The organism is Phyllobacterium sp. 1468, from assembly GCF_031455525.1.
Taxonomy (GTDB): Bacteria; Pseudomonadota; Alphaproteobacteria; order Rhizobiales; family Rhizobiaceae; genus Phyllobacterium.
This window is the reverse complement of sequence record NZ_JAVDSX010000001.1, coordinates 40,089-63,832: the sequence shown is the minus strand read 5'-3', so window position 1 is coordinate 63,832 and position 23,744 is coordinate 40,089. Positions and strand designations below refer to the sequence as shown.

General features: G+C 58.2%; 25 protein-coding genes. 12 read left to right on the top strand and 13 right to left on the bottom strand.

Annotated features, from left to right (window positions below; all coding sequences use genetic code 11):
• Positions 1-771, bottom strand: coding sequence for a hydroxyacylglutathione hydrolase (gloB, locus tag J2X72_RS00325; RefSeq protein WP_310067234.1), 771 nt, complete (start codon positions 769-771; stop codon positions 1-3).
• Positions 772-875: 104 nt separating this feature from the next.
• On the opposite strand from gloB, the gene J2X72_RS00320 reads away from it, so the two are divergent.
• Complete coding sequence (locus J2X72_RS00320; protein ID WP_310067231.1) at positions 876-1,616, top strand: class I SAM-dependent methyltransferase; 741 nt, start codon at positions 876-878, stop codon at positions 1,614-1,616.
• 119 nt (positions 1,617-1,735) lie between these two features.
• On the opposite strand, the gene metW is transcribed toward J2X72_RS00320, so the two are convergent.
• Both metW and J2X72_RS00310 read right to left on the bottom strand, forming a co-directional pair.
• A complete protein-coding gene (metW, locus tag J2X72_RS00315; RefSeq protein ID WP_209999420.1) occupies positions 1,736-2,350 on the bottom strand; it encodes a methionine biosynthesis protein MetW in 615 nt (204 codons plus the stop codon).
• Entirely contained in the window at positions 2,347-3,534 is a 1,188-nt protein-coding gene (locus tag J2X72_RS00310; protein WP_310067227.1) for a homoserine O-acetyltransferase, read from the bottom strand. Before J2X72_RS00310 ends, metW begins: the two co-directional genes overlap by 4 nt.
• Positions 3,535-3,666: 132 nt before the next feature.
• On the opposite strand from J2X72_RS00310, the gene hisC reads away from it, so the two are divergent.
• Together hisC and J2X72_RS00300 are read left to right on the top strand one after the other, a co-directional pair.
• Positions 3,667-4,773 (top strand): histidinol-phosphate transaminase, encoded by a 1,107-nt coding sequence (gene hisC, locus J2X72_RS00305; RefSeq protein WP_310067223.1) that lies wholly within the window; start codon positions 3,667-3,669, stop codon positions 4,771-4,773.
• A 417-nt stretch (positions 4,774-5,190) separates the two neighbouring features.
• Positions 5,191-6,123, top strand: a complete 933-nt coding sequence (locus J2X72_RS00300) for a prephenate/arogenate dehydrogenase family protein (RefSeq protein WP_310067218.1) — start codon at positions 5,191-5,193, stop codon at positions 6,121-6,123.
• A 25-nt stretch (positions 6,124-6,148) separates the two neighbouring features.
• On the opposite strand, the gene J2X72_RS00295 is transcribed toward J2X72_RS00300, so the two are convergent.
• The 3 genes from J2X72_RS00295 to J2X72_RS00285 form a co-directional block, all read right to left on the bottom strand.
• Positions 6,149-6,448, bottom strand: coding sequence for a type II toxin-antitoxin system RelE/ParE family toxin (locus J2X72_RS00295; RefSeq protein WP_310067215.1), 300 nt, complete (start codon positions 6,446-6,448; stop codon positions 6,149-6,151).
• The gene (locus J2X72_RS00290; RefSeq protein ID WP_310067213.1) at positions 6,445-6,708 is read right to left on the bottom strand and encodes a type II toxin-antitoxin system ParD family antitoxin; all 264 of its coding nucleotides are present in this window, start codon (positions 6,706-6,708) and stop codon (positions 6,445-6,447) included. Before J2X72_RS00290 ends, J2X72_RS00295 begins: the two co-directional genes overlap by 4 nt.
• 77 nt (positions 6,709-6,785) lie before the next feature.
• Positions 6,786-7,805, bottom strand: coding sequence for a DUF2125 domain-containing protein (locus J2X72_RS00285; protein WP_209999436.1), 1,020 nt, complete (start codon positions 7,803-7,805; stop codon positions 6,786-6,788).
• Positions 7,806-7,867: 62 nt separating this feature from the next.
• Here J2X72_RS00285 and J2X72_RS00280 point away from each other — a divergent pair, with 62 nt between their 5' ends.
• The gene (locus J2X72_RS00280) at positions 7,868-8,386 is read left to right on the top strand and encodes a gamma-glutamylcyclotransferase (RefSeq protein WP_209999438.1); all 519 of its coding nucleotides are present in this window, start codon (positions 7,868-7,870) and stop codon (positions 8,384-8,386) included.
• An 85-nt stretch (positions 8,387-8,471) separates the two neighbouring features.
• On the opposite strand, the gene tlpA is transcribed toward J2X72_RS00280, so the two are convergent.
• Positions 8,472-9,149 (bottom strand): thiol:disulfide interchange protein TlpA, encoded by a 678-nt coding sequence (tlpA, locus tag J2X72_RS00275; RefSeq protein WP_310067208.1) that lies wholly within the window; start codon positions 9,147-9,149, stop codon positions 8,472-8,474.
• A 35-nt stretch (positions 9,150-9,184) separates the two neighbouring features.
• On the opposite strand from tlpA, the gene argH reads away from it, so the two are divergent.
• The 4 genes from argH (at position 9,185) to J2X72_RS00255 (ending at position 14,892) form a co-directional block, all read left to right on the top strand.
• Positions 9,185-10,585, top strand: a complete 1,401-nt coding sequence (gene argH / locus J2X72_RS00270) for an argininosuccinate lyase (protein WP_310067205.1) — start codon at positions 9,185-9,187, stop codon at positions 10,583-10,585.
• Positions 10,586-10,664: 79 nt separating this feature from the next.
• Positions 10,665-10,850: an LPS translocon maturation chaperone LptM gene (locus tag J2X72_RS00265; protein WP_209999448.1), complete on the top strand. Its 186-nt coding sequence runs from the start codon at positions 10,665-10,667 to the stop codon at positions 10,848-10,850.
• An 8-nt stretch (positions 10,851-10,858) separates the two neighbouring features.
• Positions 10,859-12,124 carry a diaminopimelate decarboxylase gene (lysA, locus tag J2X72_RS00260; protein ID WP_310067201.1) on the top strand — a complete coding sequence of 422 codons (1,266 nt, stop codon included), beginning with the start codon at positions 10,859-10,861 and terminating at the stop codon, positions 12,122-12,124.
• A 200-nt stretch (positions 12,125-12,324) separates the two neighbouring features.
• The gene (locus J2X72_RS00255) at positions 12,325-14,892 is read left to right on the top strand and encodes a TIGR02302 family protein (RefSeq protein WP_310067198.1); all 2,568 of its coding nucleotides are present in this window, start codon (positions 12,325-12,327) and stop codon (positions 14,890-14,892) included.
• 31 nt (positions 14,893-14,923) lie between these two features.
• On the opposite strand, the gene hpt is transcribed toward J2X72_RS00255, so the two are convergent.
• Together hpt and J2X72_RS00245 are read right to left on the bottom strand one after the other, a co-directional pair.
• Positions 14,924-15,460 (bottom strand): hypoxanthine phosphoribosyltransferase, encoded by a 537-nt coding sequence (hpt, locus tag J2X72_RS00250; protein ID WP_209999467.1) that lies wholly within the window; start codon positions 15,458-15,460, stop codon positions 14,924-14,926.
• Between the two features lie 104 nt (positions 15,461-15,564).
• Complete coding sequence (locus J2X72_RS00245) at positions 15,565-15,912, bottom strand: hypothetical protein (RefSeq protein ID WP_310067193.1); 348 nt, start codon at positions 15,910-15,912, stop codon at positions 15,565-15,567.
• 223 nt (positions 15,913-16,135) lie between these two features.
• On the opposite strand from J2X72_RS00245, the gene ftsE reads away from it, so the two are divergent.
• The 4 genes from ftsE (at position 16,136) to J2X72_RS00225 (ending at position 19,409) form a co-directional block, all read left to right on the top strand.
• Positions 16,136-16,759: a cell division ATP-binding protein FtsE gene (gene ftsE / locus J2X72_RS00240; protein ID WP_245426436.1), complete on the top strand. Its 624-nt coding sequence runs from the start codon at positions 16,136-16,138 to the stop codon at positions 16,757-16,759.
• Positions 16,752-17,750, top strand: coding sequence for a cell division protein FtsX (locus J2X72_RS00235; protein ID WP_405044623.1), 999 nt, complete (start codon positions 16,752-16,754; stop codon positions 17,748-17,750). Before ftsE ends, J2X72_RS00235 begins: the two co-directional genes overlap by 8 nt.
• A 106-nt stretch (positions 17,751-17,856) precedes the next feature.
• Positions 17,857-18,555, top strand: coding sequence for a YdcF family protein (locus J2X72_RS00230; RefSeq protein ID WP_310067191.1), 699 nt, complete (start codon positions 17,857-17,859; stop codon positions 18,553-18,555).
• A gap of 62 nt (positions 18,556-18,617) precedes the next feature.
• Positions 18,618-19,409, top strand: coding sequence for a 1-acyl-sn-glycerol-3-phosphate acyltransferase (locus J2X72_RS00225; RefSeq protein ID WP_310067188.1), 792 nt, complete (start codon positions 18,618-18,620; stop codon positions 19,407-19,409).
• Between the two features lie 53 nt (positions 19,410-19,462).
• Here the strand turns inward: J2X72_RS00225 and J2X72_RS00220 are convergent, their stop codons facing one another.
• The 4 genes from J2X72_RS00220 to J2X72_RS00205 all read right to left on the bottom strand — a co-directional run bounded on the left by J2X72_RS00220 (position 19,463) and on the right by J2X72_RS00205 (position 23,640).
• On the bottom strand, positions 19,463-21,391 hold the full coding sequence (locus J2X72_RS00220; RefSeq protein ID WP_405044622.1) for a DEAD/DEAH box helicase: 1,929 nt from the start codon (positions 21,389-21,391) through the stop codon (positions 19,463-19,465).
• Between the two features lie 150 nt (positions 21,392-21,541).
• Positions 21,542-22,018, bottom strand: coding sequence for a YaiI/YqxD family protein (locus J2X72_RS00215; protein WP_209999478.1), 477 nt, complete (start codon positions 22,016-22,018; stop codon positions 21,542-21,544).
• A 2-nt stretch (positions 22,019-22,020) separates the two neighbouring features.
• The gene (locus tag J2X72_RS00210; protein ID WP_310067184.1) at positions 22,021-22,644 is read right to left on the bottom strand and encodes an exopolysaccharide biosynthesis protein; all 624 of its coding nucleotides are present in this window, start codon (positions 22,642-22,644) and stop codon (positions 22,021-22,023) included.
• Between the two features lie 114 nt (positions 22,645-22,758).
• Positions 22,759-23,640 (bottom strand): 3-hydroxybutyryl-CoA dehydrogenase, encoded by an 882-nt coding sequence (locus tag J2X72_RS00205; protein ID WP_209999497.1) that lies wholly within the window; start codon positions 23,638-23,640, stop codon positions 22,759-22,761.
• Positions 23,641-23,744 lie beyond the last annotated feature (104 nt).

The following is a 23,744-nucleotide window of genomic DNA, read 5'->3' as shown; positions in this document are numbered from 1 at the left end:
TCAAAAATTATCCTTGCGCTTGCGGATTTCAGCAAAAACCGCCTCATCGGTCGCGCCCTCCATCCCGAGGTTTTTGCGGATTGCTGGATCGTGCCAGCGAAGAAATGGGTTGGTCGCCATCTCGCGCACGAGCGTTGTTGGCAGGGTCGGTAAATCCGCCTCCCGCAAAGTCTTGATTTCCTTGGCTCGCTCCTTGAGCGCCGAGTTTTCGGGGTCGATCGTCAGGGCAAAACGCGCATTGCTCTCGCTGTATTCATGTCCGCAATAGATTTCCGTCTCGCCCGGCAGTCCGATCAACCGCTGCAACGACTTGAACATGGTCGCCGGCGTTCCTTCGAAAAGCCGGCCGCAACCGAGCGAAAACAGGGTGTCGCCGGTAAATGCGACCTTGGCGGCAGGTATATGAAAGGAGATTTCGCCAGCGGTATGCCCCGGTGTGGAAATGACCTCCACCTCGAAACTGCCGAACTTGAAACGGTCACCGTGACGGACGCCGCGGTCAATACCCGGTATTTTCGCCTTTTCGTCCTCCGGACCAATGATTTCCAGGCCGAATCGTTTCTTGAGCGCCAGATTGGCCTCGACATGGTCAGTATGGTGATGCGTGGTGAAAATATGGGTCAATTTCCAGCCACGGCGCTTGAGCGCGTCGAGAATCGGCTGTTCCTCGGGCGCATCGATGGACGCGGTCAGGCCGCTCTCAGGGTCATGGATCAGCACGCCGAAATTATCGCTGCGAGCCGTGAATTGTTCTATCTGCAATTGGGGCATGGTCGTTCTCTTCATTCTTTGCCGGGCAAGATAATCCCGGTTAAGCCAAGCCTGCAACCCATGTCATTTCTTGATGTTCTCATCTTCCATGTTACGTTGCGGCCATGCATCTCGACATCATCGATCTTCGCTCATTTTACGCTTCAACGCTCGGCCATCTGACCGAGCGCTCCATTACGATGGCCTTGGTGCCGCTCTGGCCGAAGCTGCCAGGCGAGCGGCTAGTTGGTCTCGGATACGCCGTACCTTACCTCGACCGGTTCCGCGGCGACACAGAACGCACGTTCGCATTCATGCCGGCCGGGCAGGGGGCAGCCAGCTGGCCGCCCGTCGAACCATCCGCTACCGCATTGATATTCGAAGAGGATTTGCCTCTGCCCGACTCCGCAGTGGACAGAGTTTTAATGATACATGCGCTGGAACATGCCGAAGACCCACGCGAAACACTGAAGGAAATGTGGCGAGTTCTGGCGCCCAACGGCCGGCTGGTCATCGTCGTTCCGAACCGGCGCGGCCTGTGGGCAAGGTTCGAACATACGCCTTTCGGCAGCGGGCGCCCCTACAGCCGGGGTCAATTGACCCGTCTCCTCAGGGAGGCAAACTTCACGCCCGGACCGTGGGGCGAAGCTCTGTTCTTCCCGCCGTCATCGCGAAAAGCGATGATGCGGCCTTCTTCATTGTTTGAACGGGTGGGCCGCCGGTTTTGGCCGATGTTCTCCGGCGTGCTGATCGTCGAGGCGCAAAAACGCATCTATCAAGGACTGCCCGTTGCCAAGCGTGCGTCGCGGCGTGTGTTCGTACCGGTGCTCTCTCCGCAAGGTACGGCAAGCGCCAGTTCGCGTTAGCACAACCAAATTACCCGCATCGATTGAAATTCTTGCGTCAGAATCGATGATTCTTGCATGGGAATCGCGATTCTTTGTGCACGATTCGAGGATCCTTGCGCAAATCCCTACCAGGGTCACTAACGCTTGAGCAAAAACACAGCCTGCTGGCCGAAGAGGTTCCAGAACCCCCATGGCATATTGAATCCAAGGCGTTCTCCCAAGGCATTCAGCGCGACGGCGGACTCGACCTCGGCGCCGACTTCCTTGGTCATGTCGACAAAATCATTGATGGTGCAGAAGTGGATATTCGGTGTGTCGTACCAGCTGTAGGGCAGGTCTTTGGTGACCGGCATGCGACCGTTGATCGCGAGCGAGGTACGGACCCGCCAATGCCCGAAATTGGGAAATGACACGATGGCTTTTTCGCCGATACGCAGAAGTTCGGTGAGGACATTTTTCGGGTTGCGGGTCGCCTGCAAGGTCTGCGACAGGATCACATAGTCGAAGCCGCCATCCGGATAATATTTGAGGTCGCTGTCGGCATCGCCCTGGATGACCGACAGGCCGCGCGCCACCGATTCGTTGACGCCCTTTTGCGAGAGCTCGACGCCGCGTCCATCCACATCCTTGGTGTTCTGCAAAAGCTCCAGCAGTTCACCATCGCCGCAGCCGACGTCGAGCACGCGCGAGCCGGGTTTGACCAGCGAAGCGATGACGGCAAAATCGACGCGCGGGTGAACATTCACGCTCATGACGGCAAAAGCCCCTTGGCCCGCGCAGCAGAGCGGATGAATCCGGTGATCGTGGAAAACATTTCAGGCTCATCGAGCAGGAACGAGTCGTGGCCCCGATCCGATTCGATCTCGACGAAGGACACGGACGCTCCCGCCGCATTCAGCGCATGGGCGACCGTTCGGCTTTCGCTGGTCGGGAATAACCAGTCGCTGGTGAATGAAACAATGCAGAACCGGGTTTTCGATCCGGCGAAGGCATCGGCAAGCCGGCCGCCATGTTCCGCGGCCAAATCGAAATAATCCATCGCCCGGGTCATATAGAGATAGGAATTCGGATCGAAACGCTCGACAAACGTCGTGCCCTGATGGCGCAGATAGCTTTCAATCTGGAAATCCGCGTCGAACCCGAAGGTCACGTTCTGGCGGTCCTGCAGATTGCGCCCGAACTTGTTGTGCAAGGCCGTCTCCGACAGATAGGTGATATGGGCCGCCATGCGGGCGACCGAGAGACCTTTGCGCGGGACAGTGCCTGCCTCGAGGTAGCGGCCTTCCTTCCAGTCGGGGTCGGCCATGACCGCCTGCCGCCCCACTTCATGGAAGGCGATATTCTGGGACGAGTGGCGCGCACCGGTGGCGATCGCTACGGCCGCAAAGACCTTGTCGGAATGGCTCGACGCCCATTCCAGCACCTGCATGCCGCCCATGGATCCCCCGATCACGGCAAAAAGCTGTTTGATGCCCAAGTGCTCTATAAGCATCGCCTGGGCACGCACCATGTCCGCTATCGTGATGATCGGAAGGTCAAGCGCATAGGCCCTGCCGGTTTCGGGATTGATCGAGGCTGGGCCTGTCGAGCCAAGGCAACCCCCGAGTACATTGGAACAGAGGACGAAATAGCGGTCCGTATCGATGGGTTTGCCCGGGCCAATGAGCAACTCCCACCAGCCGGGCTTGCCGGTTACGGGATGAACGTTGGCGACATGCTGATCGCCGGTCAGCGCATGACAGACGAGGATTGCGTTGGATTTATCGGCATTCAGTTCGCCATAGGACTGATAGGCGATACGAAACGGCGAAAGCGATACACCGCTATCGAGATGCAACGGCTTGCCGGCGCCAAAATCTACCACCGGACTGTGGGGATTTGTCGCTTCCTGACTTTGCTGAGCTTTTTTAGCGGATGGTCGGCTGATTTTCGTCATGTCTGGGCAATCGAGGGCGTGATCGCGCGTAGGTATGGTCGCAGTTCGCGCAAAGTCAAGTTGTTCTCGACATCCGGGCTCCATGCAGCTATGTCCGCACGGTGCTTTTGCCCGTTACGGACCCCAACAATTATGACAACGACACGACAAGACATGCGCCCAACTCCGAAAGCCGGTATACTTGACGTAGCAGCCTATGTCCCCGGCAAGGAACATGCTCCGGGTGTCGCGAAGGTCCACAAGCTGTCGGCAAATGAAACGCCGCTCGGCGCCAGCAAGCACGCCATAGATGCTTTTCGCGAGGCCGCTGAGAAGCTTGCGATTTACCCGGATGGACAGGCAACGGTACTGAAAAAGGCGATCGCCGATGTGCACCGTCTAAACCCCGAGAACATTCTTTGCGGCAATGGCTCTGACGAACTGCTTGGCCTGCTTTGCCAGACCTATCTTTCGCCCGGCGACGAGGCGATTTACACGGAACATGGCTTTCTGGTCTACAGAAACTACATCATGGCCGCAGGCGCGGGCCCGGTTGTTGCACGCGAAAACAGCGAACGGGCCGAGGTCGACTCCATACTGAGCGCTGTCACGCCGCGCACGAAGATAATTTTCCTTGCCAACCCAAACAATCCGACCGGCACGTACCTGCCTTTCGAAGAAGTACGCCGTCTGCATGGTGGCCTGCCAAAGCATGTACTGCTGGTGATCGATGCTGCCTACGCAGAATATGTGCGCCGCAATGACTACGAAGCGGGGGTCGAACTCGTATCATCCTTCGAGAACGTCGTGATGACCCGGACCTTTTCCAAGATTTACGGGCTGGCGGCGCTTCGCATCGGCTGGATGTTCGCGCCGGTCCACGTCATCGATGCGGTCAATCGCATTCGCGGCCCCTTCAATATGAACTCGGCGGCCATTCTTGCCGGCAGTGCCGCTGTGCGCGACCGCGCGCATGTCGCGGAGGCTGCCGCGTTTAACGAGACCTGGCTTGTATGGCTCACCGAACAATTGACGGGGCTTGGGCTTCGGGTCACGCCGTCAGTCGGAAATTTCCTTCTCGTCCACTTCCCCGAAGATCCGGCGAAATCGGCGGAGAAGGCGGATGCCTACCTCACGAGCAAAGGCTATATTTTGCGCCGCGTCACGGGATACGGATTTCCGAACGCGTTGCGCCTTTCCATTGGATCCGAAGAAGCCAATCTGGGCGTAGTCGCTGCGCTCTCCGAATTCCTAAAGTAGATTCATACCATGACGGGCTGCAAATGGCGTTTTCCTGTGCTCTAGAGCAAATTTTGTCTATTCAGAGCCGTTCTGCCGGAGGGAATTTGGTTCAAGGTCGAGGGATTTGGCGAGGCCGATGTCTTTCCATCGGACGAAGCCGAAGCCCGACGGAATTGGGCCAAATTCACCCGGCCTTATCGGTTTCCGGCTGGCGGCCACCCACTTTGTCAGGCGGCGTCGTCCGATGGAAACACATCGGCCTCGCCACCTTCCGCGTGGGTTGTCTCGCCATCCGCGAAACAGAACTGGCTTTGAATAAACAAAACTTGCTCTAGTGTTCACGTACCTCAATGTACGCTGGGCTCCGGTGCTCGAAAACCACCATTTTTGCCGCGTCATAGCGCGAATCTCAGCGCAGTTACAGGTCATAGAAACATGTCCGAAGTTCATTTTAATACAATCGCATTGATCGGCATCGGCCTTATCGGTTCGTCGCTGGCGCGCGTCATCAAGCGCGAGGGCCTTGCCGACAAGATCGTCATTTCGTCCCGCAGCCAAGGCACACTGGCTCGGGCCGAAGAGCTTGGCCTCGGCGATAGCTATACACTCGACAGCGCCGAGGCGGTGAAGAACGCCGATCTCGTTATCGTCTCAGTGCCGGTCGGCTCGTCAGGCGAAGTGGCCCGGCAGATCGCTGCTTCGCTGAAGCCCGGCGCGATCGTTACCGATGTCGGTTCGACCAAAGGCTCGGTCATTGCACAGATGCAGCCGGAACTTCCCGCGAATGTGCATTTCATTCCCGGGCATCCGCTGGCAGGAACGGAGTATTCCGGCCCCGATGCCGGGTTTGCTGATCTCTTCATCAACCGGTGGTGTATCCTCACACCATTGGAGGGTACGGACCCCGATGCTATCGCGAAGCTGACAAAGTTCTGGGAAGCCTGCGGTTCGCGCCTCGACACGATGGACCCGCTGCATCACGACCGTGTGCTGGCGATCGTTTCTCACCTGCCGCACCTCATTGCCTACAATATCGTCGGGACGGCGAGCGATCTGGAAGAAGTGACGAATTCCGAGGTCATCAAATATTCAGCTTCGGGTTTTCGCGATTTCACCCGTCTGGCCGCATCAGATCCCACCATGTGGCGCGATGTCTGCCTGCACAACAAGGACGCCATCCTTGAAATGCTGTCGCGGTTTTCCGAGGATCTTGCCTCATTGCAGCGGTCCGTTCGCTGGGGCGATGGCGACGCGCTTTTCGACCTTTTCACCCGGACGCGTGCCGTCCGCCGCGGCATCATCGATGCCGGTCAGGAAGTGGATGCGCCGGACTTTGGACGGCAAAAGGCAGGACAGCCGTCAACGTGATCGACCTCCACCGACATGACGATGTTCAGGGATCTGGAAACAGTACGGATTCGTAGTCCTGAGCGCCATTCAATATGTGGAGAATATTGATGCTCGTTTCGTCGACACGATAAAAGATCAAATATTCGCCGAAGGGACGGCGGCGAATACCGGTATGTTCATAATTCGATACGAGCGGGAATCGGCGGGGCATGTCTGCAAGACGCTCGCATCGTTCCACTAACTCACTGACAAAACTTACGGCCCGTCGGGAGTTATCGCGGGCGATGTAGTCGCCGATACCTTCCAGATCATCTTCAGCCTCTTGGGTGATGGTAACGATCACGAGTTGTTGTCTTGATGCATCCGTTTGTATTTTGCCTTCAGGCGATTGGCGACCTCGCCAAGAGGTTTCACACGACCTGCCTCCACATCAGCAAGGCCCCGGGCAAGTGCGGCATCAAGGGCGGCGAGGCGTTTTTCACGCTCCTCAACCAACCTTATGCCTTCGCGCAACACTTCGCTGCGTGAATTGTAACGCCCGGACTTCACCAGATCATCCACATAGGCTTCGAGCTTTGTTCCGAGGTTCACGCTGCTGGCCATGGTTATTGCTCTCAAGAAATGTATCAGGGCTTGATAACTATTATCAATAGTACTTTCGTCGATGGCCGAGAGCAAGTTTACAGCGCGGGCAACCGTCCTATACCGATAAAGCCAACCGACATCTTGCCGTTCTTCACCGTGATGGGAAGGGTTGGTGCGCCGCTCGCATCTTTCGGAACGAACGCCATCGCTTGAACAACGGTCGAAATCGTATTGCCTGCTTCAGGGAAAATGCCCTGCATGACTTTGGCGACACCCTCCGGATTGCGCATCGTCACCTTGAAATCACCGCTGATGCGCCCATCATCGGCAACGGAAAACGGACCGGAAATCGCAATGCCGCTGCCATCCTCGAAGGACAATTCGACTTTGCGCAGCGTTCCCGTCTGGCCGCGCAGAACCGACAGATCGCGCTCGGGTTTTGCCAGAAGCGCGAAACCATCGGCAAGCTGGACATCGGCAGCTCCCGTCAACTCCGGCAATGGCCTGTCGAGGACGATATTGTCGGCGAGCTTCAACTTGCCGAAAGATAGTGCGATATCCATCTGCGGTTGGGCGGTGTTGAACTCAAGTTTCCCGGATTGCATGACAGCGAGGGGAACAGGATTGCTCGCGTTTCCGCGCTCATTCACCATGACATTGCTGCCTTCAATCGACAGTTGTTTTGGAAGCGGCTTGTCGAGCCGAACGCTCGTGGCGAGATGTTCCCATTTCACGTCAAGGGGCGGAGCGCCGGGCACGTCAACGGTGGCAGGGCCTTCGACGCTGCTGACAATCTGGACCGGGTCGTAGATTTGCGCTGCCGAACGAAAGCTGCCGGCAGTGATGGATATATTTTTGGCCTGGTCGACCCAACCCACTTTCGAGCAGTCGAGACCGACGCGTAAGGGATAACCGCTCGCCTTGGCGTTTTCGCAGGTGGCGTCGATACCCTGCTGTTTGAAGGCTGCAATGTTCGTCGCGACCCGGCTTTCCAACTGATCGGCCAGATAGTACCAGCCGCCGGTGTAGATCACGCCGGCAAGGATAACCAATGCACCGATGATGATCGGAAGTTTCGAAGGCTTGCGGCTCTTTTCGGCAGTGCTTGACGGCATGGGGCGGGTCTCGCTATCGGTCACGGGAAGATATTCAATGAGATCGAGCTATCAGGACGGATATGGGCGATTTTTGGGTCTTTGGCTACGGCTCTCTGATGTGGAAGCCAGGCTTTGCACATGTGGAAACGCTGCACGCCCGCCTTAACGGCTATCGGAGAGCGCTGTGCGTGCGCTCCTATGTGCATCGTGGAACGCCGGAGCGCCCTGGGCTGGTGCTCGGCCTCGATCGCGGCGGATCCTGTCTGGGGATGGCGTTTCGCGTGCCTGGCGATCTCGAGGACGAGGTCGTCGCCTATTTGCGAGCTCGCGAACTGGTCACCCATGTCTATCTCGAACGACGGCTGGCCATACGGCTCGAAGACGGACGCAAGGTCGAGGCGCTGACCTATATCGTCGACCGCAACCATGTTCAGTATGCGGGCAGGCTTTCCGTCAGCGAAGCTGCGACGGCTGTGCGCGGTTCGGTGGGTCAATCGGGCCGCAACGAAGACTATGTGCACAGTACGCTCGAGCACATGCACAAGATGAAAATCCGCGACCACTGGATGGAGGCGGTTGTCGCAGCCGTGGATCGCTAGGTCTCTTAAGGTTCTTGCCATGGCGGACTGCAAATTTCGCCTCGCCCTGCCATGAAATCTGAACGGACCCTGATCCAGACGGTTCCTACAGGCTGGTGGCTGTATCGATAAAACGGGCGGCGTCATCGCTGGACCAGTCCGCCGGACCATTCATCGCCGCAATCTGGCAACCCTCCTTGTCGACAAGCATTGTAACCGGCAGGCCGAAAGCGAGGTTCTTCCGCTTCAGATCGTTGAATACGCCCATCGATGGATCGCGATAGAGCTGTAGCGACTTGACGCCGATCTCGCTGAGAAACGCCTTCGGCTTCTCGTCGTCACCCGTATCGACATTGATGGTCACGACCTGGAAATTGTCGCCACCCTTCTTCGTCTCCAGCGCATCGAGGGCCGGCATTTCCTCTCGGCAAGGCACGCACCAGGTTGCCCACAGATTGACGAGAAGCGTCTTGCCTTTGAAATCGCCGAGGCGCGCGGGCTTTCCATCGGGAGCGGTGAAAGTCAAAGCGGACATGGACTGGGGTGAATCCGCGCCGCGCATGGCCGCGATGGCGCCAACGGCTGCCCCGTCTATCTTCTTGGCATCCGCAGTTTTCAAAGCACATTGATCGGACGCGTTTGTGCCGGCGACAATATTGCCAGAGGGCCGCTCCATCACGTATACCGCAACCGCACCGGCAAGAATGCCTGCGAGTGCTGCAGACAGGATGATCTTCCTGCTATTGTCGCGTGGCGTTTTGTGCGTTTCGTTGCCGTCCGTCATTTTACACTTCTCGCTTCTCACCTAAGGCGCTACCCATGTCCGACAAGAAGAACAGCAATGAAATGTGGGGAGGCCGCTTTGCCTCGGGTCCCGCCGCGATCATGGAAGAAATCAACGCTTCCATCGGCTTCGACCAGAAACTCTACGCCCAGGACATTCAAGGTTCGCTTGCCCATGCTGCCATGCTTGCGAAAACCGGCATAATAGGGGCGGACGATCACGACAAGATCGCAAAGGGCCTGAACACGATATTGTCAGAGATAGAGAGCGGAAAGTTCACGTTTTCGCGCAAGCTCGAAGACATCCACATGAATATCGAGTCAAGGTTGGCCGAACTGATCGGCGCACCGGCGGGCCGATTGCACACGGCGCGCTCGCGCAATGATCAGGTCGCCGTCGATTTCCGCCTCTGGGTCAAGGCGGAATTCGAGAGGACGGCGATTGCGCTGAAGCAGCTCATCGAAGCATTTTTGAAGCGTGCCGAGGAACATGCATCGACGCTGATGCCAGGCTTCACGCATCTGCAGACGGCGCAGCCTGTCACTTTCGGTCACCATTGCATGGCCTATGTCGAGATGTTCGGCCGCGATTTGGGCCGGGTCCGGGACGCCATCGACCGTATGGACGAATCGCCGCTCGGTGCTGCGGCGCTGGCCGGGACCGGTTTCCCGATAGACCGGCACATGACGGCCAAGGCCCTGGGTTTCCGCGAACCGACCCGCAACTCGCTCGACAGTGTTTCGGACCGCGATTATGCGCTGGAATTCCTCTCGACCGCAGCGATCACCGCAACGCATCTGTCGCGCCTTGCCGAAGAGATCGTCATCTGGTCGACGCCGCAGTTCGGGTTCGTGCGCCTGTCAGACGGGTTCTCCACCGGCTCGTCGATCATGCCGCAGAAGAAGAACCCCGACGCCGCCGAACTCGTGCGCGCCAAGACCGGGCGGGTCACCGGCGCGCTGGTCGGTCTCCTGACGGTAATGAAAGGTCTGCCGCTGACCTATTCCAAGGACATGCAGGAAGACAAGGAAGCCGTCTTCGATGCGGCGGAGACGCTGGAATTATGCATTGCCGCGATGACCGGCATGGTTGGTGATATGACGATCAACACTGCCGCAATGAAAAAGGCGGCCGGTTCCGGTTATTCCACTGCGACCGATCTTGCCGATTGGCTCGTGCGTGAACTCGGCCTGCCGTTCCGCGAGGCGCATCATGTGACCGGTCGTGCGGTGGCGCTGGCGGAAGAGAAGAAAGCCGAGCTCGGCAAGCTGTCGCTGGCGGACCTGCAGGCGATACATCCCGGCATCACCGATGCGGTGTTCGGTTATCTAACCGTCGACAAATCGGTGCGCAGCCGCAAATCCTATGGCGGTACGGCGCCAGGCGAGGTACGCCGTCAGATCAAATTCTGGCAAAAGCGCATCGCAAAACGCTAAAACAATATTGGCTGGCGATGGGGGTGCAAAGAGCGCCTTCATACGCTAGACAGAGTAAACGCCATTCGGGATCAAACTTATGACGAGCCGTTCTTTTTTGACGACAATACTGATGTCGATTGCAATTTTAAGCGTTGTTTCAGCCTGTGGCCGAAAGGGCGACCCTGAGCTGCCGCCGGCATCCGTTACGACGATGCCCGGCGAGCCGAAGACCGAAAAACCGCCGGTTCAGGACAAGCGCTTCATCCTCGACCCGCTGATCTAGGCACGTCCGTGAACCATTTCGACTATAGAGACGGCGTTCTTCATGCCGAGGGTGTCAGCATTCCCGACATTGCCAAGGCGGTCGGAACCCCCTTCTATTGCTATTCCACCGCGACGATAGAACGGCATTTCAAGGTCTTCTCGGCGGCATTCGCCGATATGGATACGCTCGTCGCCTACGCGCTCAAGGCGAACTCCAATCAGGCCGTCCTGAAGACACTGGCTCGCCTCGGCTCAGGCGCTGATGTGGTGTCCGAGGGCGAAATGCGCCGCGCTCTCGCTGCAGGCATCCCGGCCAACAAGATCGTTTTTTCCGGCGTCGGCAAGAAGCCCGGCGAAATGGACTATGCGCTGGCCGCCGGAATCCATTGTTTCAACGTCGAATCCGAACCGGAGCTGGAAATACTCTCCGGGCGCGCCATTGCTGCGGGAAAGATTGCGCCGGTATCGTTGCGCATAAATCCGGATGTGGACGCCAAGACCCACAAGAAGATTTCCACGGGCAAATCCGAGAACAAGTTCGGCATTCCTCTTGCGAAGGCCAGCACGATCTATGCGCATGCCGCCAAGCTGCCCGGTCTCAAGGTCACCGGCATCGACATGCATATCGGCAGCCAGATCACCGATCTCGAGCCGTTCGACAATGCCTTCAGGCTGCTGGCCGAACTGGTGGCGCAGTTGCAGGCAGACGGCCACGATATCAAGCATGTCGATCTCGGCGGAGGCTTGGGCATTCCCTATCATTTTGACAATAACCCGCCGCCACTGCCAGATGCCTATGCGCAAATCGTGCAAAAGCATATCAAGCCGCTGGGCCTGAAAACCATTTTCGAGCCGGGCCGTCTCATCGTCGGCAATGCCGGTATTTTGGTCAGCGAGGTGATCTACCTCAAGGAGGGCGATGCGCGGAATTTCATCATCGTCGACGCGGCCATGAACGATCTTATCCGTCCGACGCTTTACGATGCGTTTCATATGATCCGCCCGGTCAAGGAGCCCGCGGCCAACGATCCGCGGATTCGCGGCGATGTCGTCGGTCCCGTTTGCGAAACGGGCGATTATCTTGGCCTCGATCGCGATCTGCCGCGCCCGGCCCCGGGTGATCTCATCGCCATCGGAACGGCAGGCGCTTACGGCGCGGTACAGGCCGGCACCTATAACACGCGTCTGCTCGTGCCGGAGGTTCTGGTCAATGGCGACCGGTTCCATGTGGTGCGCCCCAGAACGACCTATGACGAACTGATCGGCCTGGATTCCATCCCCGAGTGGCTGTAGCGATCCCAAGATTACCCCCCCTGCTGCGCAGCTTCCTCCCCTTGTGGGGAGGGGCGGAGGCGAGCGGCGGGGAGAGGTCTTGAACACCCGCTCTACACAAAACTATGATCGCATTTTTACCCCAAGGCCTCGCCTTTGCCATGATGAATGGTATTGTTCTATGATGCCGGCACTGTCGATGCCGGCGAGATGGAGTGCGAATGACCGATCAACAACCCGACAAACGGGACGCGATCAGGTACAGGTTCGATATTTTCAAAAGTATCGATCGCCTCCGTTTGTCTACATGGTTGACCGTTGTGTTCGAACGCCTGTGGCCGCTTGTTTTGCCGCTGCTGCTTTCCATTGCCGTTTTCCTGTGTCTGTCCTGGTTCGGTATTTTCCGGATAATTCCCGATGCGTTGCGCTTGGCGCTGCTCGGGCTTTTCGTTCTCTCCCTGCCCCTCTGTCTCTATCTCCTGTTGAGATTTCGTCTGCCCGATCACTCGGAAATCAGCCAGCGGCTGGAAAGCGTCAACACGCTCGATCACCAGCCGATCACCATCCAGTCGGAAGAGCTCGTCAACAAGAGCATTGATCCGTTTGCTCAGGCGCTGTGGGACGAACACCGCAAGCGCATGGCCGAGCGCATCCAGAACCTGAAGAGCGGCCTGCCGCAAACGCGTATTCCGGAACATGATCCCTGGGCGTTGCGCGGCATTGTCGGCCTGCTTCTCGTCATCGCTTTTGCCTTTTCCGGTGGCCCGCTCGGCGGCCGCGTCAACGATGCGTTCCGCAGTCATAGCAAGAGCGAAGCCATCCCGCCCCGTATCGATGCCTGGGTAACGCCTCCGCGCTATACGGGACGCGCACCGCTGTTCCTGACAGCGGCCGCCAATGACGAGGAAAAGCAGTTCACCATTCCGCAGGACAGCACGCTTATCGTCCGCATTATCAGCGGCAGCGGATCGGAGAAGGTCACCCAGACGCCCATGGATGGTGAGGCAACTGATATTGCGGCGAAGGATGAAGGCAAGCCGGAAGACACTCCAACCACCGCCAAAGCCCGGCCGCGTAATTTCGAACTGCCGATCGGTGCCAACGGCACGGTCAGCCTGTCAGATGATGGCAACCCGCTTGCCGAATGGGCGTTTTCGGTAACGCCCGACCAGCCGCCTTCGGTCCGTTTCACCAAGGATCCTTCCAGTGCTGCCAACGGCACGATGGAGCTTTCCTACGAAATCAAGGATGATTACGGCGCATCGAGCGCGGTGGCCCAAATCGAGCAGGCATTGCCTGCCGACAAGGATGCGCGGCCGCTCTACAAAGCGCCTGACCTGCCTCTGGCACTGCCGCGGCGCGGCGACCAACCCAAGGAAACCACAACCACCAAGGATCTCACCGAGCACCCATGGGCTGGTTCGGAAATTCGTATGACCCTGGTCGCAACCGATGACGCGAAGCAGGAAGCCAGAAGCGAGACCAAGACGTTCGTCATGCCCGAACGCCCCTTCGCCAACCCGCTGGCCAAGGCTGTCGTGGAACAGCGCCGCATCCTGGCGCTCAACGCCAATGCCAAGCCGCAAGTGCTCGATATGCTGGATGCGATCACCATCTGGCCGGAAGAGACGATCAAGAATGCGTCTCATTACCTCGCTTTGCGCAGCGTGCGCTCGCGGCTCAATCTTGCGCGCAGCGACGACCAGCTGCGCGACGTCGTTGCCTATATGTGGCAAGTCGCGCGTGGCATCGAGGACGGCGCTCTTTCGGATGCCGAGCGGCGCCTGCGTCAGGCGCAGGAAGCCTTGAAACAGGCGATCGAACAGGGTGCAAGCCAGGAAGAAATCGAAAAGCGCATGAAAGAATTGCGCAGCGCCATGAACGAATATCTGCGCGAATTTGCCCAGAAAGCCCAGAAAAACCCGAACATGGCCCAGATGCCCAATCCTAACGCGATGGAGCTGCGACAGGAGGATATAAACCGCATGCTCGACCGCATCGAGGACCTGGCCAAACAGGGATCGAAGGACCAGGCGCAGCAACTGCTTTCCGAACTTGAAAACATGATGAACAATCTGCAGATGGGCCAGCAGCAAAACCAGCAGGGCCAGCAAGGCGAGATGCGACAGCAGATGGATAAGCTGGGCGAATTGATGCGGCGCCAGCAGGAGATGATGAATCAGACCAACCGGCTTGAGCAACAGCGTCAGAATGGCATGCAGCAGGATCAGGGCCAGAGCCAGCAGGGTCAAAATGGCCAGGAGGGTCAGCAAGGTCAGATGTCCGAAGAGGATATCGCCAAGGCCCTGCGCGGCTTGCAAGAAGGCCAAGGGAAGCTGCAGTCCGATCTCGAACAAATGATGAAAGATTTGAAGGGGCTCGGCATCAATCCCGGTGAAGGTTTTGGTGATGCCAACAAGTCCATGGGCCAGGCGGGAAAGGCACTGGGCGATGCAGACGGCGGCCAGGCGGTCGACCGGCAGAGCAACGCGCTCGATGCCTTGCGTCGCGGCGGGCAGGACATGATGAAACAAATGCAGCAGGCCATGGGCCAGGAAGGTCAGACCGGCGGACCCAACGGCCAGCAGCAGCAAAATGGCAGGCTCGATCCCTTGGGACGCCAACGGTCCAGGGGTGATTTCTTCGACGACTCCAAGAATATCGTCCCCAAAGACCTGGATATCCAGCGGGCACGCGAAATCCTGGACGAAATCCGCAAGCGCCTCGGCAATGCGCTGAGCCCGCAGATGGAAAAAGACTATCTGGAGAGATTGCTGAAGTTTGATTGAGCTCAGGTCACGGCCTAGCCCGGATGTCGGGCTAATCCACCACCACACCCACATAGGGTAGTTGCCGGAATGAGTGGCCAACGTCCATGCCGTATCCCACAACGAAATAATCCGGGCATTCGAAACCTTTGAAATCGGCTTCGATATCGGTCTTGCGCTTGACGCTCTTGTCGAGCAGCACGGCGATGGAAACGCTGCGCGCGCCCCGTTCCAGCATGAGTTCCCGGGTGAATTTCAGCGTTTTTCCCGATTCGAGAATATCGTCGATCAGGAGCACGTCGCGGCCATGCACATCGCTGTCGATATCGCGGAGCAAACGCACTTCGGTGCTTTCCGTGCCCTTTCCATAGCTCGATACCGTTATGAACTCCACATCCGGTTCTGCCCCCGCATCATGCATGGCGCGAATGAGGTCGGCGGCAAAGATGAAAGATCCTTTGAGGATCGAGATCACCAGCAAGTTCTCGAAATTCCTCGAAACGATCGCCTTGGCAAGTTCGAGGTTCCGCTCCGCGATTGTCTCGGCGCTGAAGAGTACGTCGATATTTTTTCCGCCGACCTTTGGCATGCAGTTTTTTCCGGTTAACTATACTGCAACTGCTATAGCGCGATCACCGCCTGGAAACCTAGAGCAAGTTTTGAATAAACAAATTTTGCTCTAGGGTCCTGACCCTAACGTGCCATGTCGATGTTGCGCGCAACCGAACCTGTGGTCAGCAACGGATCGTCAGCGGGTGAGGCTCCGGACAACAATGTATGGCCGCCCGTTATCCAGAAGACGGAGACGGCAACCAACGCGACCACGAGCCAGTAGCCGAAGCCCGGCGCCCCGCTTTCGACGCCTTCGCGCGCATGCAATATCGTCATCGCTTCATCGCTGGGTAGAAGGCGTTGCCACGTTTCAACCCCGGGCTCCTTCGTCATGGGGCCGCGCGACAGTGTCTCGAAATCGACATCCTGTGCACCGCCCTTGTCGATGGAAGGCGCGACATTCAAACTCAGATTATCTTTGGTTTCCATTGGATCGATCTTTGCAAAATACGGTTTTGGCATCGTCTGCCCTCATGCAGACAATTTTTTCCGAATCATGAGACAGCCTATCCCACAAAAATTAATGTTTTGGCCGATGCCCGGCTGCGTTTGATGGGTGGCCAAATCCGTCCGCACAAAATAGAACACGCATGGACACGAGATTGGAAAGTAACGCTTGATTCGCTTTGAGAATGTCGGTTTGCGATACGGGATGGGTCCGGAGGTTCTGCGGGATGTGAGCCTCCATATTTCACCGCGGTCGTTCCAGTTCCTGACCGGCCCGTCGGGTGCAGGAAAGACGTCACTGCTGCGGCTGTTGTTCATGACGCTGAAGCCGACGCGCGGCCTGATCAACGTCTTTGGCAAGGATATCGCCACGATCTCGTCTAAGGAAATGCCGCTGCTGCGACGCCGCATCGGCGTGGTTTTCCAGGATTTCCGTCTGCTCGACCACATGACCACCTATCAGAATGTAGCGCTGCCGCTGCGTGTGCGCGGCAAGGAGGAGGCGACCTATCGCGCCGAAGTCGAAGAGCTTCTGGACTGGGTTGGCCTTGGCGAGCGCATGCACGTGCTGCCGCCCGTCCTTTCCGGCGGCGAGAAACAGCGCGCGGCAATCGCGCGGGCTTTGATCGACCAACCTGAAATTCTGCTCGCCGATGAGCCGACCGGCAATGTCGATCCGCCGCTGGCGCGGCGCCTGCTCCGGCTTTTCGGCGAGCTGAACCGCTCGGGCACGGCGGTCGTCATTGCGACGCATGATCTGACGCTGATGGACCAGATTAACGCGCGGCGCATGATCCTCGATCAGGGAAGGCTCGACATTTATGATTGACGCCGCCCGCATCAAATATCTGGCGCTCGATCTGTTTGGCCGTGCCATGGAGCGGTTTCGGGCCAAAAGCGGGCAGGCGCCGATCGTGCCCGCCGGCAATGTTGTTGGCCACGCCCTGATGATCGTCATTGCTATCATGACTTTCCTCGCCTGCCTTACCGTTGGCGCCGTCAGTCTCGTCCAGTCGACGGCCGCAACGTGGCAAAGCCAGATTTCGACCGAGGCTACCATTCAGATACGTCCGGTCGAGGGCCAGGACATGGAAGCGCTGCTCAACCAGGCGAGCACCATCGCACAGGGTTTTGCCGGCGTGAAATCGACGCGCATCATCGACCGTGCCGCGACCGAGCGCCTGCTCGAGCCATGGCTTGGAACCGGTCTCGATATTGACGAGCTGCCGGTGCCAAGGCTGGTGATCGTGACGCTCGACGAAGCTTCACCGCCGGATTTCGCGGCAATTCGCGCGGCGCTGGTCAAGGAGGTTCCGGGCGCCAGTTTCGACGATCATCGCAACTGGGTCGACCGGCTCGTTTCCATGGCGCGTTCGACGGTCCTGATCGGCATGGCGGTGCTTGCGCTCGTCGTGGCAGCGACTGTGCTGACGGTTATTTTTGCAACGCGTGGAGCAATGGCCGGCAACGGACATATCATCGAAGTTCTGCATTTTATCGGTGCCGACCAGAATTTCGTGGCGCGTCAGTTCGAGCGGCATTTCTTCTGGACGGCGCTCAAGGGTGCCGCTTGCGGCGGCGCGCTTGCCATCATCATTTTCCTTTGTATCGGCTGGTGGTCGTCGCGTAATCTGGCGACGCCCGAGGCCGACCAGGCGACGGCGCTGTTCGGCAATTTTTCCATCGGATCAGGCGGCTATACGGGCGTCATTCTCATCATATTGGCGGTCAGCATTCTGACCATGATTACAACAAGAATGACGGTCATAGCGCATTTAAGGCGGGTTGACGGGCGTAGCGGTGATAGTCACGAAACCTGATGCCATTTCATTCATTTTAATATCCGGATTGTACAAGAGCTGAGCCCCGGCACTCTCTTTTAAACAGAACAAGAACAAACCTCGAACAAGGCATTTTTAATCCATCATGGGCGGCGCAGACGACGGCAACCAGCAAGATCACATCGCTACGACGCGCAGCGGACGGCTGCTCGCCTTCGTCCGCAGGCGCATCGTGCTGCCGTTGTTCATCGTCTGCATTCTCGGCCTCGTCCTGTTCATCGGCGGGTTCATTCTTTTCGCCGATCGCGTCACGACCATGGAGGCGCCGGACCTTACGCGGCCTGCCGATGGGATAATCGTTCTGACCGGCGGTTATTCGCGGATCGAAGGGGCGCTCGATCTCCTCAAGAACAAGCGCGGCGAGCGCCTGTTCATCAGTGGTGTGCATCCGACGACCAATCGCAATGAACTGCAGCGTGTGACCGGCGGCGACGCCACCCTGTTCGAATGCTGCGTCGATATCGACCGTTCGGCGCAAGACACCGTCGGCAATGCGGCCGAGAGCGTCAAGTGGGCGCATATGAACCAGTACAAGCGGGTGATCGTGGTCACCAACAACTATCATATCCCCCGCACGATGGTGGAACTCCGGCGCGTCTCGCAGGACATCGAATTCATCCCCTATCCTATTATCAACACCAACCTGCGCGACGGCGACTGGATTTCCCGCGGCCTGGTGGTGCGGGTGCTTCTGGTGGAATACATGAAATATCTTGGTGCTGAACTTCGCTCGCATCTCCCCGATAGCCTGTTCGGGTTCAAGCTTGGCGCGAAGACTTTTTGAGAGTTCACGGCAGGGCCGCATTGGTATAGGAAGGCGCAGGCCAATCCTATCCCGAGTCCTAAATGACGATCATCCGATCAATTGTTTTCAACACACTGTTCTATCTGAATTTGATCGTCCGGATGATCATCTTCACGCCCTATTATTTCCTGAGCCCGCGCAAGCAAGCGTGGAGCGTTCCGAAAAACTGGGCGAAGTCAAATCTGTGGCTGCAAAAGGTGATCGTCGGCGCGGACGTCCACATCGACGGGTTGGAGAATATCCCGGACGGTCCGTATATCTGTGCGCCGAAGCACCAATCCTTCTGGGATACCTATGCCTTCCTGCCGCACATCGCCGATCCGGTCTATATCCTGAAGCGGGAACTGACCTGGATCCCGCTGTTCGGCTGGTACATTCAGAAAATGAAAATGGTACCGATCGATCGCGGCAAGCGTTCAGCGGCCATGAAAGTGGCGGTCAGAGGTGCGCGCGAAGCTGTTGCAGGAGGGCGACAGCTAATGATCTACCCCGAGGGCACACGGACCGCGCCAGGGGCGCCGCCGCATTACAAATACGGCGTCGCGCACATCTATGGCGAACTCGGCGTTCCCGTCGTTCCGATCGCGCACAATGCCGGGCTCTATTGGCCGCGCCGAAAGTTCATGCGCTATCCCGGGGTCATCCGCTGCCGCATTCTGCCGCCGATCCAGCCAGGTCTCGACAATGACGCGTTCTTGAAGAAGCTCGAGGAGGTCACGGAAGCTGCCTGCGACGAGCTTTTGATCGAAGCGGCGCAGTCGGACAACCCGCCACCCATGCCGCCAACGGCGGTGAAGCGGCTGGCAGAACTTGGCGTCCAGGGTTGGGCATAAAAAAAGCTCCATCGTGAGATGGAGCTTCTTATAGATTATGCGAACGCGCTGAATTACTCAGCTCCTCCCGCTGCGGCTTTCCGTGCCTTCTTGGCTTTGTACTTGTCAAAGCCATGCAGTTCGCCTGGTTTGCGCTCTTTTGGTGTTTTCTTCGGCTTTTCAGGCTTTTCTGTGGTCCAGCCTTCCGGCTTTGCCTTGGCAGGCTTGGCCGCCCAATCGGTCCTGGGCTTCTCTTCATTGGAGCGCGACTTGCGATTGTCAAATTCGCGCTTCTCGCCGAATTGCTTCCTCGGCTTGAAGTCGCCGCCCTCAGTCCGGCGCGGCGATGAAGGGCCAGGCCCTTCGCTGCGCGTGATGTTCACGCCTTTTTCGCCAGAACCGAACTGCTTTATCCGCGCCATGAAGGCATCGGCCTTGCTGGCGGTGATTTCAAAACGCGTCTCTGTCTCGAGGATCTTGATCGAGCCGACGTCGGTCTTGGTGATATCGCCGGCCTTGCAGATCAGCGGCAGGAGCCAGCGGGGCTCGGCGCGTTGCTTGCGGCCGACGCTCAAGGAAAACCATGCGCCGCTTTCGAACTCAACGAAGCGATCCGAGCGCGACGTGCGCTCACCCCGGCCAGGACGATCCTCGAAGCTGCCCTTGCGGATAGGTTCAAGGACATGCGACGGCGTGTTGGAAAGTTCTTCCGGGGCAGGGCGGGCCGCCATCTGCTGGCGCAGGTAGGCAGCGGCGATCTGTTCGGCAGAATGTAAGCCGAGCAATTCGGCCACATACCCTGCCTCTTCCTCGTTCACGACTTCCGTCAGCGAAGGATCGTTGAGAATGCGGTCGTGGTTGCGCTTGTTGATGGCGTCGGCGTCCGGTGGCGGCACCATGGTCGTCGACAGCTTGGCACCCTGCAACAGGCGCTCGGCGGTGCGGCGGCGAGATGCGGGCACAATCAGAACGCAGATGCCCTTGCGACCCGCGCGTCCGGTACGGCCGCTTCGGTGCAGAAGCGTTTCGGAATTGTTGGGCAGGTCGGCGTGGATTACGAGGTCCAGATTGGGCAGATCGATGCCGCGTGCCGCAACGTCGGTTGCAACGCAAACCCGGGCGCGGCCATCGCGCATCGCCTGCAGCGCGTTGGTGCGCTCGGCCTGGCTGAGTTCACCTGAAAGAGAAACGACGGAAAAGCCGCGATTGGACAGGCGGCTGGTCAGGTGCTTCACAGCTTCGCGGGTCGATCCGAAAATAATGGTGTTCTGTGCGTCGTAGAAAAGCAGTGAATTGATGATGGCGTTTTCACGCTCACGCGGCGCCACCGGCATGATGTGATATTCGATATCTGCATGCTGCTCGCGGTCGCTTGTGGCGGAAATGCGCAGCGCATCCTTCTGGAACTGCTTGGCAAGCAGGGCGATGGGTTTTGGTACCGTTGCCGAGAACATCAGGGTGCGGCGGTCTTTCGGTGCTTCGCCGAGAATGAATTCCAGGTCTTCGCGGAAACCGAGATCGAGCATCTCATCGGCTTCATCGAGCACGACCGCGCGCAGTTCCTTCATGTCGAGCGAACCGCGGGTGATATGGTCGCGCAAACGGCCGGGTGTGCCGACGACGATATGCGCGCCCTGTTGAAGTGCGCGGCGCTCCTTGGTCATGTCCATGCCGCCAACGCAAGAGGCGATGCGCGCTCCGGTGGCCTCGTAGAGCCATTCGAGCTCGCGGCGAACTTGCAATGCCAGTTCGCGCGTCGGGGCAATGACCAGAGCGTAAGGTGCGCCAATCGATGTGAAGCGGTCGTCGCCTTCAAGCAAGGTCGGGGCGATAGCGATACCGAAGGCGACAGTCTTGCCGGAGCCGGTCTGGGCGGAGACCAGAAGGTCGGCGCCCTCGGCTTCCGGGGCCAGCACAGCGGTCTGGACCGGCGTCAGGGTCTCGTAGCCACGGGCTGCCAATGCACCGGACAACGCCGGAGCGATAGAATCAAAAATAGTCATCAATGAACTTTCAGTGCTGGTTTGAGCGTGTTGTTGGCTCGGCGTCAATGGGAGCACGAGCGGCACGCATGTAGCTTTGTTGCGCTCTCGTAGAGCCTGCGACGCGTTCCGTCAATGCCAAGAAACGCATAGCTCCCATCCGCACTCCCGTCAGGAGGTGAAGCCCGCACGTTTCAAACGCACAATAGCGAGGTCGAGAGCGGAAAGAAAGCTCGAACGATCTTTCGGGGAAAATGGGCGCGGCCCGCCGGTGATCTGCCCGGCAGAACGAAGCTCGTCCATGAGATTGCGCGTGGCCAGCGTATCGCCGATCGATGCTTGCGTGAAGGCGCGACCGGTTGGTGAAATGGCATCGGCCCCAGCCTTGACGCAGCGGCTGGCAAGCGGAATATCCGCCGTCACCACAACATCGCCGCGCGAGACACGCTCCGCGATCCAGTCGTCGGCTGCGTCGAAACCATCGCTGACGATGACACGCTCGATCATCGGATCGCGCGGAATTGCCATCATCGAGTTGGAGACAACGAAGGTCTTCACGCCATAACGCTCGGCGACACGGTAGATCTCCGCCTTGACCGGGCAGGCATCGGCGTCGACGTAGATTGTGATCTTTTTATCTTCGTTCATGTTCAACCGAAAATATGCAGGGCCGCGAGGCCGACCGAAGCGCCAAGGCCTATGGCGATGCCCGCGGCAAGCGCAGCCACCAGGAGGCCTGTTCCAAGCCAGACGCCATCCTGTTCGCCAAGGCCGATGGCCAAAAGGACAATGCTGAGCGCCGGCAGCTGATTGATCAGCGGCACCGGCAGGATGACAATCAGCGACATCAGCAGCGCGACGATGCTGACGACCCGCTCGACAAGCATTTGCGGAACGAACCAATAGCGCGGGCGCGCCAATTTTTCAAAGCGAACGAGCATGGGCTCCAGCCTTGCAATGAACCGGCGATACGTTTCGACATGCATCGATTTCCGCCGCATGAAGGCCGGAAACCACGGCTGTTCAAAACCAAGCAGCATCTGGATCGAAAGCAACACCAGCGGAATGCCGAAGATCGTGGACGTGCCCGGTGGAAGCGGCACAAGATTGAGCGCCGCGAATAGGATCATCAGCGCACCGAAACTGCGCTCAGACAAGGCGTCGAGAATGTCGTCGAACGATATTCTCGACGCCGGATCCGCGCCGATCTCGACAAGGACTTTGGACAAGCGCCGTGTGTCCGGACCATACGGTGTGCTGTCGTCGCCGCTCATCGATTTTCAGGCTCTGACGGCTTGCAAATGGCGTTTTTCCGCGCTCCGGTGCTCGAAAACCACGGTTGTCGTCCCGTCATAGCATGAATCTCAACAGTCATGCGTGGAGAACATTCAGCGTGTCGGAACGGGATGTTCGCCGCGATAATCGTAGAAGCCGCGGCCGGCCTTGCGTCCGAGCCAACCGGCTTCAACATATTTTACCAGGAGCGGGCAGGGGCGATATTTGGAGTCCGCCAGCCCGTCATAAAGAACCTGCATGATCGACAGGCAGGTATCGAGGCCGATGAAATCGGCCAGCTGCAACGGCCCCATGGGATGATTGGCGCCGAGTTTCATCGCGGTATCGATGGCATCGACCGAGCCGACGCCCTCATAGAGCACATAGATCGCTTCGTTGATCATCGGCAAAAGGATGCGGTTGACGATGAATGCCGGAAAATCCTCGGATACGGTAATGGTCTTGTCGAGGCTGGCGACAAATTCGCGGGCACTTTCGAATGTAACGTTTTCTGTCGCGATGCCGCGGATAAGCTCGACCAGATGCATCACCGGAACCGGATTCATGAAGTGAATGCCGATGAATCGCTCCGGGCGATCGGTGGTCGCAGCGAGGCGTGTGATCGATATCGATGACGTGTTCGTGGCGAGGATGGCTTCCGGATTGAGGTTGGGACAAAGCTGCGCGAAAATCTTGCGTTTGACGGTCTCATCTTCCGTGGCCGCTTCAATCGCAAGATCGACACCGGAAAGGTCCTCCATCCGCAATGCCGGACGGATACGCGACATTCCCTTGACGCGCTGCGCTTCCTCGAGCTTGCCGTGGGAAACCTGGCGGGCCATGTTGCCGTTGACGGTGGCGAGGGCTTTTTCGATCTGTTCGGCCGACTGGTCATGGATCAAAACATCGTATCCAGCCAAAGCGCAGACATGTGCAATGCCGCTGCCCATTTGGCCCGCGCCAACAATGCCTACGGTTTTGATCGTGCCAGCCATGTTTCCATCCCGTCTTATTATGAATATATCACACAAACTAAATGGCCGGGGTAGCGTTCGTCTACCCCGGCCAAGCAATTTCATTTTAAAGTTCGAATTAAATA

Bases quoted from the DNA above. Each gene is read 5' to 3' on its own strand.
- J2X72_RS00300 (WP_310067218.1), top strand. From the start codon at position 5,191: ATGTCCGAAGTTCATTTTAATACAATCGCATTGATCGGCATCGGCCTT.
- J2X72_RS00245 (WP_310067193.1), bottom strand. From the start codon at position 15,912: ATGGAAACCAAAGATAATCTGAGTTTGAATGTCGCGCCTTCCATCGAC.
- J2X72_RS00230 (WP_310067191.1), top strand. From the start codon at position 17,857: ATGGGCGGCGCAGACGACGGCAACCAGCAAGATCACATCGCTACGACG.
- J2X72_RS00220 (WP_405044622.1), bottom strand. From the start codon at position 21,391: ATGACTATTTTTGATTCTATCGCTCCGGCGTTGTCCGGTGCATTGGCA.
- J2X72_RS00310 (WP_310067227.1), bottom strand. From the start codon at position 3,534: ATGACGAAAATCAGCCGACCATCCGCTAAAAAAGCTCAGCAAAGTCAG.
- J2X72_RS00225 (WP_310067188.1), top strand. From the start codon at position 18,618: ATGACGATCATCCGATCAATTGTTTTCAACACACTGTTCTATCTGAAT.
- metW (WP_209999420.1), bottom strand. From the start codon at position 2,350: ATGAGCGTGAATGTTCACCCGCGCGTCGATTTTGCCGTCATCGCTTCG.
- J2X72_RS00255 (WP_310067198.1), top strand. From the start codon at position 12,325: ATGACCGATCAACAACCCGACAAACGGGACGCGATCAGGTACAGGTTC.
- hisC (WP_310067223.1), top strand. From the start codon at position 3,667: ATGACAACGACACGACAAGACATGCGCCCAACTCCGAAAGCCGGTATA.
- hpt (WP_209999467.1), bottom strand. From the start codon at position 15,460: ATGCCAAAGGTCGGCGGAAAAAATATCGACGTACTCTTCAGCGCCGAG.
- J2X72_RS00320 (WP_310067231.1), top strand. From the start codon at position 876: ATGCATCTCGACATCATCGATCTTCGCTCATTTTACGCTTCAACGCTC.
- J2X72_RS00280 (WP_209999438.1), top strand. From the start codon at position 7,868: ATGGGCGATTTTTGGGTCTTTGGCTACGGCTCTCTGATGTGGAAGCCA.
- ftsE (WP_245426436.1), top strand. From the start codon at position 16,136: ATGGGTCCGGAGGTTCTGCGGGATGTGAGCCTCCATATTTCACCGCGG.
- J2X72_RS00215 (WP_209999478.1), bottom strand. From the start codon at position 22,018: ATGAACGAAGATAAAAAGATCACAATCTACGTCGACGCCGATGCCTGC.
- J2X72_RS00290 (WP_310067213.1), bottom strand. From the start codon at position 6,708: ATGGCCAGCAGCGTGAACCTCGGAACAAAGCTCGAAGCCTATGTGGAT.
- argH (WP_310067205.1), top strand. From the start codon at position 9,185: ATGTCCGACAAGAAGAACAGCAATGAAATGTGGGGAGGCCGCTTTGCC.
- J2X72_RS00235 (WP_405044623.1), top strand. From the start codon at position 16,752: ATGATTGACGCCGCCCGCATCAAATATCTGGCGCTCGATCTGTTTGGC.
- tlpA (WP_310067208.1), bottom strand. From the start codon at position 9,149: ATGACGGACGGCAACGAAACGCACAAAACGCCACGCGACAATAGCAGG.
- gloB (WP_310067234.1), bottom strand. From the start codon at position 771: ATGCCCCAATTGCAGATAGAACAATTCACGGCTCGCAGCGATAATTTC.
- J2X72_RS00265 (WP_209999448.1), top strand. From the start codon at position 10,665: ATGACGAGCCGTTCTTTTTTGACGACAATACTGATGTCGATTGCAATT.
- J2X72_RS00205 (WP_209999497.1), bottom strand. From the start codon at position 23,640: ATGGCTGGCACGATCAAAACCGTAGGCATTGTTGGCGCGGGCCAAATG.
- J2X72_RS00285 (WP_209999436.1), bottom strand. From the start codon at position 7,805: ATGCCGTCAAGCACTGCCGAAAAGAGCCGCAAGCCTTCGAAACTTCCG.
- J2X72_RS00210 (WP_310067184.1), bottom strand. From the start codon at position 22,644: ATGAGCGGCGACGACAGCACACCGTATGGTCCGGACACACGGCGCTTG.